The organism is Culturomica sp. (genome assembly GCF_003524185.1).
Lineage (GTDB): Bacteria > Bacteroidota > Bacteroidia > Bacteroidales > Marinifilaceae > Culturomica > Culturomica massiliensis.
Window position 1 is genome coordinate 149371 of record NZ_DOED01000031.1, and the last position, 13553, is coordinate 162923.

7 protein-coding genes are annotated in these 13553 nt (G+C 39.8%); 3 read left to right on the forward strand and 4 right to left on the reverse strand.

Annotated features, from left to right (window positions below; all coding sequences use genetic code 11):
- The first annotated feature begins 339 nt into the window (after window positions 1-339).
- From DD657_RS10855 to DD657_RS10865, 3 genes are read left to right on the forward strand one after another with little or no spacing between them, the layout of a single operon-like run.
- Complete coding sequence (locus tag DD657_RS10855) at window positions 340-3348, forward strand: glycoside hydrolase domain-containing protein (protein WP_287049848.1); 3009 nt, start codon at window positions 340-342, stop codon at window positions 3346-3348.
- A 7-nt stretch (window positions 3349-3355) separates the two neighbouring features.
- Complete coding sequence (locus DD657_RS10860; protein WP_287049849.1) at window positions 3356-5311, forward strand: DUF3857 domain-containing transglutaminase family protein; 1956 nt, start codon at window positions 3356-3358, stop codon at window positions 5309-5311.
- Window positions 5312-5362: 51 nt separating this feature from the next.
- Window positions 5363-7165, forward strand: coding sequence for a DUF3857 domain-containing protein (locus DD657_RS10865; protein ID WP_287049850.1), 1803 nt, complete (start codon window positions 5363-5365; stop codon window positions 7163-7165).
- Window positions 7166-7690: 525 nt separating this feature from the next.
- Here the strand turns inward: DD657_RS10865 and uvrC are convergent.
- The 4 genes from uvrC to ybeY are packed head-to-tail and all read right to left on the reverse strand — an operon-like array spanning window position 7691 to window position 13551.
- Window positions 7691-9505: an excinuclease ABC subunit UvrC gene (gene uvrC, locus DD657_RS10870; protein ID WP_287049851.1), complete on the reverse strand. Its 1815-nt coding sequence runs from the start codon at window positions 9503-9505 to the stop codon at window positions 7691-7693.
- A gap of 42 nt (window positions 9506-9547) precedes the next feature.
- Window positions 9548-11185 (reverse strand): adenine deaminase, encoded by a 1638-nt coding sequence (gene ade / locus DD657_RS10875; protein ID WP_287049852.1) that lies wholly within the window; start codon window positions 11183-11185, stop codon window positions 9548-9550.
- Window positions 11186-11237: 52 nt separating this feature from the next.
- Window positions 11238-13121, reverse strand: coding sequence for a tRNA uridine-5-carboxymethylaminomethyl(34) synthesis enzyme MnmG (mnmG, locus tag DD657_RS10880; RefSeq protein WP_021987735.1), 1884 nt, complete (start codon window positions 13119-13121; stop codon window positions 11238-11240).
- A gap of 1 nt (window position 13122) precedes the next feature.
- A complete protein-coding gene (ybeY, locus tag DD657_RS10885; protein WP_021987734.1) occupies window positions 13123-13551 on the reverse strand; it encodes an rRNA maturation RNase YbeY in 429 nt (142 codons plus the stop codon).
- Window positions 13552-13553: the final 2 nt, after the last annotated feature.

Below are 13553 nucleotides of genomic sequence, written 5' to 3' on the forward strand. Positions count from 1 at the left end.
GAACGATTAATTTATATTTCAACATACTAAATATCAACATATTAATCATACAAACATCCATATTTAAATTCCATAATCAATTGTAAGTAATCAAATACCTGCAACCATGGCATAACAGAATTTACCATGAAAATAGAAATGAAAATCTCTGATCCGAATTGGGGCCTACAATCAACAGAACTTCTGTAACAATGCTGAATTATATAGTACTTTCAATTGCAAATTTCCAATTGAAATCTACCTGAAAAAACTTATAAATGAATAAATTCAATTAATATTTGCTTTTATGCAAATGAATGTTGAAATTCGTAAATTCAGAGTAATTTAATCCTTCAACATATGAAAAGATTTGTTCTTCTATTTGTTCTATGCAGTAGTATACAGCTAATTGCACAAGAATACCACCCCGAAGAAGCCTATTACGGCAGTGCATTCTGGGAACCGGATTCCTTGGGTAATCACCGGATTATCGTACGGATAAATGAAAAAACGGATATCGCACGGGCAGTTCTCCCTTGGAGAAGAAGAGATTCGGAACCGGAGAAAAAAGGCATGATCATTGTGGATGCAAATACAGGCAAAAAAATCGATAACTTTTACAGGGAAAATATCAATTCCGAATGCGGTACGATTTTATTCCAACCGCAGACTGTTCCCGGAGAATATTACATTTACTACATGCCTTACCACTCTTCCGGGGGACCTTATCCCCGGGTAAATTATCCCCGGGAAATAACCCGGGCGGCATCAGCCTGGGTTGCTAAGGCACAAAAAGCCATCGAAAGCAAACAGGCTATCCCGGAAACAAAACTGATACAGTTTCAATCCCGAGGGACATTCAACAGTTTTTATCCCATGGAAATTGTCGCTACTGAAGCAGAAAAAGAAAAACTGCTTCAAAACTATCCGGATAAAAATTACCTGATATTTCCGGAAGACCGGCAACATCCGATAAAAATGTACAAACAAATACCTTTCCGCTGGACAATACAAGGAGCCCGGGAATCATTCTGGGCAGAAGCCGATCAAAACGAATACTTCGTTTTTCAATTAGGCATATGGGCCTTGCATAAAAATATGGAAAACGTAAAGGTCGAATTTACTTCTTTACAAGGCAATGGCAACAATATCCCCGCATCTGCGTTTACTTGCTTTAATACCTCCGGAACGGATTGGTTACAAAGACCTATGGACATCAGTTACCGGATACCGGAAAATGAAGTGCGTCCGCTGTGGATCGGGTTACAAATACCTACAGGTATAAAACCCGGAGTCTACAAGGGAAAAATTACCGTTTCAGCAGTTGGGACCGAATCACAATCCGTAAATATCAATATCTGGATTTCAGACCGTATTTTAACCGACCACGGCGACAGCGATATCAACCGTTTATCGCGTCTGCGCTGGTTGAATTCGGAACTGGCCTGCAATAACGATATCGTGCGCCCTTTTATTCCTTTATCCGTCAACGAGCGCACCATACGTTGCTTAGGACGTTCCGTAAAATTAAACGAATACGGCCTTCCGGAGGCAATATCCAGCTACTACACGGAAGAAATGACGGCAATCGGTTCGAAAGCGACACCTATACTTCAAGCCCCTTTTCGTTTTATCTTGGAACAAAACCGTAAAATCATTCCGTGGCAAAACAAATCATTCCGTTTCGTTCAAAAAGAACAAGGGAAAACAAGCTGGGAATCTCTCAATAAGGCCGGAAATATCGGGATAAAATGCGAGGCGAATATGGAATTCGATGGATTCATGGAATATAAAATAACCCTCAAAGCCGAAGAAACGACCGCATTGAACGATATCCGGCTTGAAATTCCGATGAATGCTCAAATTGCAGAATACTGGCTCGGCATGGGACATATCGGATCAGTCGTTCCCAACCGGTACGAATGGAAATGGGATGTCCGGAAAAACCAGGAAGGTTTCTGGATCGGGACAACGAATGCAGGATTACATTGTGTATTCCGGGATGAAAATTACATCCGCCCATTAAATACGAATTTTTACCATTCCAAACCGCTGATTATTCCGGAATGTTGGAATAATCGAGGAAAAGGCGGTATTAAATTTGTACGTAAAGGAAAAGAAATGCTGATCCAGACCTATAGCGGCAACCGCACTTTAAAAAAGGGAGAAGAAATAACGTTTATCTTCCTGACTTCCGTAACCCCGTTTAAACCGATCGACACGGAAAAACAATGGCATGACCGGTATTTACATAGTTACGAGCCGATCAGTCGTGTTGTAAACGAAGGCGCTAATACGATCAATATCCATCACGGGACAGCCATTAATCCTCACATCAATTATCCGTTTTTCCGCCCGGATTATATGAAAGCATATATAGACGAAGCACACGGGAAAGGATGTAAAGTGAAAATATATTACACCGTACGGGAATTAACAAACCGGGCGCCGGAAATCTGGGCCCTGCGCTCATTAGGCCATGAAATATTCTCTGCAGGTCCGGGCAACGGCTATTCCTGGTTACAGGAACATTTGGGAGAGGACTATATCGCTGCCTGGTTTGTCGAGAAATACAAAGACGCTGCCATTGTTAACTCGGGTGTATCCCGCTGGCATAATTTCTATGTAGAAGGCTTAAACTGGCTCGTTAAAAACGTAGGAATAGACGGCTTGTATATCGATGACCTGGCTTTCGACCGGACCACGATGAAACGCATCCGCAAAATTCTGGATGCCGGTTGTCCTGAACCCCGTATCGATTTACATTCTGCAAACCAATTCAATGAAAAAGACGGCTATATCAACAGTGCCTGCTTATACATGGAACATATGCCCTACCTCGACCGCCTGTGGCTGGGTGAATACTTCGACTATAACGCCGGACCGGACTACTGGCTTACAGAAGTCTCCGGTATACCTTTCGGAATGATGGGTGAAATGCTACAGGACTGCGGAAATCCGTGGAGAGGAATGATATACGGCATGACGTCCCGCCTCCATTGGGAAGGATGCGAGATTGCCCGGCACATCTGGAAAGCATGGGATAATTTCGGCATAAAAGGAAGCCGCATGGTAGGTTATTGGGTTTCTTCAAATCCGGTAAAAACAAATAAAAAAGATATTTTAGCAACCACATACATAAAAGACGGGAAAGCCATGATCGCAATTGCAAGCTGGGCAAAGAAAGACTGTGAAGTAAAACTGGATATCGACTGGAAAAAATTAGGTCTGAATGCCCAAACGGCAAAACTGTATGCCCCTGAAATTCCCCAATTTCAGCCGGCAGCCGATTTTGATCCGAACAAACCGATACAGATTCCCGAAGGCAAAGGCTATTTACTGATACTTGAAACAAATAACAACAAATAAAACCGATATGTATTACCTATCCATTCTCATTCTCACATTGTTCTTCTTTTCCGGATTACACGGACAAGATTGGAAACCTTATGACAATCAAAGTAAGAAACAAAAAAACCTGGAAAAGTACGACTACATTTATTTGCTGGACAGCACTGGTGTAAATGTTACGGAAAACGGTTCAGGCTCGTTTGCCATCCGGCAAGTCATTAAAATTCAAACACCGGCAGGAGCTCTGAAAAACCGGATCATACGCTATGACTACGATCCCCTCACCGCTTATGCAGAATTTAAAAGCGTAAAGATATACAAGCCCGATGGACGGGTCATCGAACTGGATCCGGCAAAATCATATGATTATGCGGCTCCGGCAAGGGCTATTTATTGGGGAGCCAGACAAATTATGATTGAACCGGGACGTTTGGATTGCGGAGATATCATCGATTATGAAATATCCAAAAAAGGTTTCACTTACGCTCTTTTAGCTGCAAATGACGACGAAGAACGATTTATTCCGCCGATGCGCGGACAATTCTACGACATTGTCCCTTTCTGGAGCAATCAACCGGCAATACACAAAGTCTATAGAGTAAGTATTCCCCAGGAAAAGGAAATGCAATACGAATTTTACCAGGGGAAATGCACTTCTTCCGCCAGAATCGAAGGAGACCGTAAAATTTTCACCTTCGTTTCCGACAACATACTGCCTTTCCCTAAAGAGCCCAACATGCTGGACCTTTACGACGTCGCTCCGAAATTAATGATGTCAACAACAGCCGATTGGAAAGCCAAATCGCGATGGTTCTATAAAGTCAATGAAGACTACGGGAGTTTCGAAGCTACCCCGGAAGCACAAGCAAAAGTAAATACATTGATTAAAAATTGCCGTTCTGAAATGGAAAAAATTGCCGTTCTGACCCATTGGGTCGCCGATAATATGCGTTATTCGGGTATTTCTATGGGCAAAGGGGAAGGCTATACATTACACAATACACAAATGAATTTCACTGACCGCTGCGGCGTATGTAAAGACAAAGCCGCATTGCTCATTTCCATGCTGCGCATGGCCGGATTTGAAGCTTATCCGGCCATGACAATGGCAGGCTCCCGGGTAGAATCCATCCCGGCAGACCATTTCAACCACAGTGTAGCCGTAGTAAAACTTTCAAACGGGACATATATACCGCTGGACCCCACATGGGTACCATTTTTAAGAGAATTATGGTCCAGTGCGGAACAACAGCAAAATTACCTGCCCGGTTTGCCGGAAGGCTCCGATTTACTGATTACGCCGGTGTCCGATCCCGAAAACCATTATTTCAAATTAAATATTACGTCAAATCTGGACAGTAAAGGGACTCTGACCGGAGAATTTACAGTGGAAGCCGAGGGACAATCCGACGGAAGTATACGCCGGATATTTACCGGAAGATTTATGAGCGAATGGAAAAACTACCTCGAAAAAGAATTGCTGAATGTTTCTCCCCGTGCCTCCTTACTGAGTGTGGATTACGGCAAAGACCCCAAAAATTATACGGCTGCCCCGATCAAAATCAAAATGAAATTTTCAATTCCCAACTATGCAATAACCGGAAAAGACATTCTGATATTCAAACCTATGGCTCTGAATAATTTATACAACAGTGTACGTTCTTACTTGCGTATCAATACCCAATTGGAAGAACGCAAATACGGTTTTAAAGATGCCTGCTCCCGGCAAATCCTACTGAATGAAAAAATAAACCTGCCGGAAGGATACAGAATGATTCAAAATAAAAAAGAAGACCATTTCACAAGTCCCGCAGCCGATTTTTCAGGCTATTTAAAACAGGAAAATAATTCTATCTTATTAAATAACAACCTGAAACTCAAGAAAAGAGTTTATGAAGCAGAAGATTGGGACGGTTTCAGAACAGCTGTCAATACGCATAAATCATACGGAAAAGAGTTGATTTTAGAAAAAATAAAATAAGTATATAGATTATACTTAAAATAAATGGATTACAATTAATAATATAATGTGATGAAAAAAATAAAATATACTATATTACTGATTATTTGTATTCTTTCCATATCCACAGTCAGCAAAGCACTTCCGGAAGCTGAATTTACAAAATTGTTGAAGGAATATACATATAAACCCGACGGAAGCCTTGAATTACATTACAGTAAAATATTGAAAATCAATTCTCATATTGCATTCAATAATTTATATGGAGAGACATTCGTCGTATACAATCCGGCTTTTCAGGAATTGAAAATCAACGAATCCTATACGAAGCAAGCCGGAGGAAACATTGTAAAAACACCTCAAAATGCATTTAATGAAGTACTTCCCCGTGCCGCAAGCGGAGCTCCATACTATAATCATTTGAAAGAGATGGTTATAACCCATACAGGACTTGAAATAGGAGCGACTATTTATTTGGATTATACGCTATTCAGCAAACCGGTATCCTATAACTGTATTGATATAGATGAAATCTTACAGGAAGCATGTCCGATAAAAGAATATACCGTCATTCTCAATATTCCCGCCGATCAGGAATTAAACTACACTTTGTGCAATCTATCGGCAAAACCGAAAATAACAACCCAAAACGGTATCAAGCAATATCGCTGGACATTCAAAAATATTCCCGCTGCATCTCAGGAAGCTTTTCAACCGGTCAACCGGGAAAATAAACCGAGATTTATCGCCTCCGGAAATAAATCCTGTAAAGAAGCCCTGGAGATATTAAAGAGTAAAATCCAACCGGTATTATCTCCCGAAAACACGGCCTTTGCCCAAAAATTGGCTGAAAAAGCAGAAAATGAAAGAGAAAAAGTATTTTGCATTCAAAACTATATGGTCAATCAGGTAAATACAATTGACCTGTCGTTGGAAAACACAGCCTATACTTTACGTACTCCGGATGAAGTACTCCAAACTTCCTACGGTACAAAAGCAGAGAAAACGGCATTATTTGCAGCCCTGTTGAAAGCTAACGGGCTCACACCCGAGCCGGTAGCTGTTTATCCCGGGAATTTGAAAAACAAGTCCAAAGGAATCAATACCATACAAGAACTTAAAATAAAAGTCAATGCCGACAAACATCCTCTATTCCTTTCTGCTATGTATCAACCGGCAGAATCATTGGAATTAAGAGGTGGTAAAAACGAAATCTGGCTATTGTCGGATTCCGGTATACGGCCCTTGACGGTAATACAAAGCCAAGGGCAAATCCGCTGTCAGGCAGATATCATTTTAAAACCCACAGAAACGACTGCTAAAGGTATTATAGACATCCAGGGCGGTCTCCTGCCTATGGCATCAAAAAACAGCCTGGAAAAGCGTATAAAAGCTTTTTCAGAGCCATTCGGTCAAACAACGGAATCACAAATCAGTTCCGAATCGGCAGTCAACTATCGTTTGAGCTTTAAAGCCAACTCACCTTTGGTATCTCAGGACGGATACATCGTATACAATCTACCGGAAACGGAACAAGGCATAAAAAGTTGGGAAATGTCCCGGCTCAACACCGACAGAAAATCGACATTGGAAATTCCATACCTAATCACAGAAACTTATGATTATCTCCTTTCTATTGAACCCGGGATCGAATTTAAAAGCAATCCTGTAGAAATCAAAAAACAAAACAAAATCGGATCTGTAAATATCCGAATCCGTCAAATCAATAACACAATTCAGGTTCATAAAGAAATCCAACTGTCCAAAAATACAATCACTCCGGCAGAATATGGAGATTTCAGAGCATTATTAACAGAATGGCAAAATCCGCTGGGACAAAAATTAATCTTTAAGAAAAACGATATAAATAAATAAATCGGATAAAATACGGCATGGAATTCAGATTCCATGCCTAATCAATACCCCACAGATCTTGCGGATATCTGAATTCCAAAAGGCTGTGGGGTATTGATTTTTATAATTAAAGAAAAACATCATATATAATATCTTATCCATCTGTAATATAATTCGTTTCATTCAAAATGCTGAAAATCGCCCGATCTTTTAAATTAAAAAATTGATTTACAAACAGTTATACCATTCATCCTATCTTATAAAATAAAATACAATACTTATTTTTGAATTCAAGATTTTTCCCACACTCCGCAAAAGCCCTTTATCAGCCTCACAAACCGAACGCCTGTATTACAGGTTGAACCCATCGAATGAAAAATTTAAGTAGCAAGATACCTTACCACCATTGAAAAGAAGAATACAGAGCCTTTCCCGGCTGAAATTTGAAGGAATAATAAATACTGTTTCATACTTAAAAGAACGATTAAAATCCCTTTACAAACGGCTCCATACAGAATATTAAAAACCGAAATCCAACAGTATCGGTCAACTTATCAGGGAAGTATCGGGATGGAAATAAACATATACCATTTCAGCTTTTTTTATGCCGACCACAGTAGCCAATTCTGCAATAGAGGCTTTCTTTATGTTCTCTACGGATTTAAAATGCCGGACCAACTGTTCCTCGCTTTTGCCACCGATTCCTTTAATAGAATTTAATTCACTCTTAGTCAACGGTTTCTCTCTTAATTGACGATGAAAAGTAATGCCGAAACGATGAGCTTCATCCCGGATATGCATCAATGTCTTCAAAGCGATTGAATTTTTAGCCAGCAAATAAGGATCTTTATCTCCCGGATAATAAACCTCCTCCATCCTTTTGGCCAAACCGATGACCGGAACCTTACCGTACAAATCCAGTTTTTTCAAGCTATTTACAGCCGAATGCAACTGTCCTTTCCCGCCGTCGATAACAATCAGATCCGGTAACTCGCGGCCTTCATCCAACACACGTTTATAACGTCTGAAAATAATTTCTTCCATAGAAGCAAAATCGTCCGGTCCCTCAACAGTTTTCACGTGAAACTTACGATATTCCCTTTTAGCCGGTTTCCCGTCTATAAAAACCACACAGGAAGCCACTGGATTGGTCCCTTGTGTATTCGAATTATCGAAACATTCCATCCGGTGAGGAATTGCCGGCAATTTCAATTCAGTTTTAATCGTTTTCAAAATGTTGAATTTTGAATCTTCCTTCACAACTGCCCGTTGGCGATCTTTGTCCAGCTTAAAATAAGCCACATTTCGTTCCGAAAGCTCCAAAAGTTGTTTCTTATCTCCTATTTTAGGTATAATATATTGTAAACCAGACAATTGAACATCCGGAAGAAAAGGAACAATGATTTCTTTAGATTCACTGCGCATCAATTGACGGATCTCATAGATAGCAAAAGAAAACAAAGCCTCTTTATCCTCGTCCATCTTCTTCTCCAATGCTATAGTATGAACCTGATTGATGGCCCCATGCACAATCCGTAAATAATTTATATAAGCATAGCGCTCGTCTTCCAAATAAGAAAAAACATCGATATTATTCAGTGATGTACTGACAATCGTTGATTTAGACTGATAATTACGCAAAGCTTCTACAGACTCTTTCATAAACTGGGCCTTCTCAAACTGCATGTCAGTGGCATACTTTTTCATACGGCCCGTCATAAATTCGATCACCTGGGAAACATTTCCTTTTAAAATATTCCGGATATTGACAATAAATTCGTTATACTCTTCTTCCGAAACAATACCAACACAAGGCCCCAGGCAATTTCCGATATGATACTCCAAGCAAACCCGGAATTTACCGGCAGCAATAGTTGCAGGAGACAATTGCAAATTACAATTGCGCAGTTTATACAATGAATTGATCAGAGACATCAGCATATGAGCAAAGCGGCCCGAAGTATAAGGTCCGAAATATTCAGATCCGTCCCTCACCAAACGCCTGGTAATAAATACCCGCGGGAAATACTCTTTCTTTATACAAATCCAGGGATAAGTCTTATCATCTTTGAGTAAAATATTATAGCGGGGCTTGTATTTTTTAATCAGATTGTTTTCAAGTAATAAAGCATCCTGCTCCGTATCAACGACAATATAACGTAAATCATTGATTTTACGAACCAATAATAACGTCTTATTAGATTGATTTGTTTTATTAAGATAAGATAATACTCTGTTCTTTAAATTTTTAGCCTTACCTATATAAATAATATTACCCGAAGCATCAAAATATTGATAAACTCCGGGTTGTGCCGGTAATTTACTGATCTTTTCCCGTAAAGCGTCATCATACAAAGCCATACCTTGTCCAATTAATCATTTATATGAATTGCCGTTATAGCGTTAATCGGCAATAAAATCAAATTTATTAAAATCGAACAAACCCTTTTCTCCGATCTTCAATTCAGGAATTACCAAAAGAGACATAAAAGCAAGAGTCATAAACGGAGATTTTAAGATACAACCTGATCTTTTCAATTCTTCATTTAAAAAATTATAACGTTCTGCGACATGCTCCGCAGGTTGATCCGTCATTATTCCGGCTATCGGCAAAGACAATACATGTATGCCGTTTTGATTCTTCACAGCTAAACCACCTTTCAATCCGATAACCCGATTGATCACCTCTGCCAAATCCGCATCAGTTACTCCTACGGCCAAGAGATTATGAGAATCATGAGCGATTGTTGTTGCAAACGCTCCTTCTTTCAACCCGAATCCCCGAATAAATGCAATCTGAGGTTTTCGATTTGCATAACGATTCAAATAAACAATTTTCAATATATCCTGAGAAAGATCTGATTCCAGGTTATTGAGCGGAACCGAAGGAAGATTATATTCGTACTTTGCCGTTACAATTTCATTTTCCTTAATTTGTATGACAGGTATATGCTCCATAGTCACCGGCTTTTGCAAATCCGTAAATGAAATCAAATCGTGTTGAAAACAATTCAACCCCTCATGATTCAACCGATTTTGATTCGACAGATCGGGAAAAACAGTCAAATTATACTTTTCGATACCATCAATATAAGTAGACAATATACGGAATGACTCCAAATTTTCGACTATTACGAAATCTGCATCATCGCCTTTTCGAAGCATACCGACAGGTAAATGATAATGTTCTATCGCATTTATTGAAGCAATTTTCAAAACATCAAACAAATCATACCCCAAACGAATAGATTCTTTCACCAACCTATCGATTTCACCATTACGCAGAATATCGTCCGGATGAGCATCATCCACACAGAACATCAAACGATCGGGATACATTTGAATCAATGGATGCAGATTTTGAAAATTTTGAGCAGCACTTCCTTCCCGAATGATAATTTTCATTCCTGAAGCAATTTTTTCCAATGCCTCCTCCAAACTCACACACTCATGATCCGTAGAAATACCGGCTTCAGCATAGGCTTTCAATTCGTACTTACTTAAACCAGGTGCATGTCCGTCAACCGGCAATTTCCGGTTCCGGGCAATTTCTAATTTCCGTATCACCTCCGCATCCTTTTGCAATACCCCAGGAACATTCATCATCTCTGACAAAGCCACAAACTGATCATGTCCAGACAAAGCCAATATATCGTCAGAGGTTAATTCACTCCCGGCAGAATCAAATGGAGTTGCCGGTACACAGGAAGGAATTCCGAAAAATATTTTAATCTCAGCTTTCGTTGCATTTTCCAACATAAACTGCACACCGGCTATTCCCATCACATTGGCAATTTCATGCGGATCGTTTACAACAGCTACGGTTCCTCTCCGAATAACCATCTTTGAAAATTCTACAGGGATCAGCATAGAGCTTTCAATATGCACATGAGCATCGACAAAACCGGGAAGAATGAAACAATCATATTTCTTATTCGTAGGCAGAATTTCAGAAATTTTTCCATCGGGAGAAATTAAAATTTCTCCCGGATAAATCCGCCGTTCAAAAACATCTACAATATTTCCTTCTACTTTCTTCATAATACATCAAAGAAAAAAAATGTTTCACGTGGAACATTCAAAAAAGGTGCGACTACCTGCCCATCAAAATTAACAATACATTGATATCAGCCGGAGAAACACCGCTGATCCGGGAAGCTTGCCCAATGGTACGAGGCTGAATCTTCGATAACTTTTGCCGGGCCTCAATTGACAAATTTGTCAGTTCATCGTAATTAAATTTTCCTGCAATAACCAAATTTTCCAAACGAGCCAATTTATCAGCAATCATTTTCTCTCTTTCAATATAACCGGAATATTTAATCAAAATCTCCGCCGCTTCCAAAATTTCATCCCGGATAGAATGCTCGGATACAAATTCTTTCAAAGGACTAAAATGATTCAATAAATCAAAAAGAGAAACCTGAGGACGTCCGAGTACATCCGTCAATTTAACACTTTGCCGCAAAGAAGCCGATCCGATCGAAACCAAATAATCATTGATCACATCCGGTTTAACACTAGAATTTCGAATAAAATCAATCAAAATATCTCTTTTATTCAATTTATCAATAAAAATATTATATCTATCTTGATTAACTAATCCTAGGGCATAGCCTTTAGGCGTCAAACGGACATCGGCATCATCCTGACGCAACAAAATACGATACTCAGCCCGGGAAGTAAACATCCGGTATGGCTCATCCACTCCTTTAGTCACCAAATCATCAATCAAAACACCGATATAGGCTTCGTCACGCTGGAGAACAAACTCCTGGTCCGAATGCAAAGACAAATGTGCATTAATACCGGCCATCAATCCCTGAGCTGCCGCTTCTTCATATCCTGTCGTTCCGTTTATCTGACCGGCAAAATAAAGTCCTGCCATTCGTTTCGTCTCCAAAGTATGATAAAGCTGAAGCGGCGGAAAATAATCATATTCGATAGCATAACCGGGACGATAAATCCTCACATGCTCAAAACCTTCTACCAGACGAAGCCCTTTCAATTGCACATCCCAGGGTAAAGAAGAAGAAAAACCGTTCAAATAAAATTCAGTCGTCGTTTCCCCCTCCGGCTCCAAAAAAAGATGATGACTGTTGCGGTCCGAAAAAGTATTTAATTTAGTCTCTATACTCGGACAATAACGCGGTCCGATACTCTGAATGGTTCCATTGAATAAAGGACTGTCTTCAAAACCTTCCCGAAGGGCATGATGAACACATTCGTTCGTATAAGCCATGTAACAAGACCTTTGAACCAAAGTATTCACATAATCAAAATTCAAATAAGAAAAACGGTGGAAATCGTTATCTCCGCTTTGTTCAGTCAATTTTGAAAAATCAACACTCCGGCCATCGATCCGGACAGGAGTCCCTGTTTTCATACGCCCCGTCTCAAATCCCAATTCCTTTAACTGGGCTGTAAGCCCATAAGAAGAAGGTTCCCCAATTCTTCCACCGGGAAAACTCACATTTCCGACATGCATCAAACCATTTAAAAACGTCCCGTTTGTCAAAATAACCCGCTCTGCCCTAAAATCGACCCCCAAAGCAGTCTTCACGCCTATAACCCTATTTTCCTGCGTCAACAAACCTATTACATCATCCTGCCATAAATCAAGATTATCCGTATTTTCCACAATAGAACGCCAGGTAGCCGAAAATTTCATCCGGTCACATTGAGCACGCGGACTCCACATTGCCGGTCCCTTCGACCGGTTTAATATCCGAAACTGAATAGAACTTCGATCCGTAACTATAGCCGTCATTCCGCCCAATGCATCTATTTCCCTGACTATCTGACCTTTAGCTATACCACCAATGGCAGGGTTACAGGACATTTGAGCTATCTTATTCATATCCAATGTAATAAGTAGTGTCTTCGATCCCAGATGTGCAGCGGCACAAGCCGCTTCACATCCTGCATGACCCGCCCCTACGACAATAACATCATAATCGGGTAACAAATTTGCCATTTTAAAGCGTTTTAAGAAGTTCTAAGCAAATATTTTCATTCAGACGCATAATTTTACTATCTGCATCTGTTTTATCTTTATAGCCTATTAAATGAAGCACAGAGTGACAAATCACCCGATGAAACTCATTTTCAAATCCGGATTGAAACTGAAGAGAATTAGAATAAACAGTATCGAGGCTAATAAAAACATCCCCGGAAAGAAGGTCTCCCTCACAATAATCAAAAGTAATTACATCCGTGTAATAATCGTGGGATAAATAGTTACGATTAACATCCAGGATATAATCATCAGAACAAAAAATAAAAGACAATGCACCTATCTTTTTCGAATAATAAACAGCTATTGAATCAAGCCATTTATTAATCAGAGCTTCTGAAAAAAAAACAGGATATTCTACACCCTCTTTAAAAAACAAAACCTCCCTCATCA

What these genes read in the sequence shown, in the direction of transcription:
- DD657_RS10855 (WP_287049848.1), top strand. Translation starts at nt 340, where the DNA reads ATGAAAAGATTTGTTCTTCTATTTGTTCTATGCAGTAGTATACAGCTA.
- DD657_RS10860 (WP_287049849.1), top strand. Translation starts at nt 3,356, where the DNA reads ATGTATTACCTATCCATTCTCATTCTCACATTGTTCTTCTTTTCCGGA.
- DD657_RS10865 (WP_287049850.1), top strand. Translation starts at nt 5,363, where the DNA reads ATGAAAAAAATAAAATATACTATATTACTGATTATTTGTATTCTTTCC.
- uvrC (WP_287049851.1), bottom strand. Translation starts at nt 9,505, where the DNA reads ATGGCTTTGTATGATGACGCTTTACGGGAAAAGATCAGTAAATTACCG.
- ade (WP_287049852.1), bottom strand. Translation starts at nt 11,185, where the DNA reads ATGAAGAAAGTAGAAGGAAATATTGTAGATGTTTTTGAACGGCGGATT.
- mnmG (WP_021987735.1), bottom strand. Translation starts at nt 13,121, where the DNA reads ATGGCAAATTTGTTACCCGATTATGATGTTATTGTCGTAGGGGCGGGT.
- ybeY (WP_021987734.1), bottom strand. Translation starts at nt 13,551, where the DNA reads ATGAGGGAGGTTTTGTTTTTTAAAGAGGGTGTAGAATATCCTGTTTTT.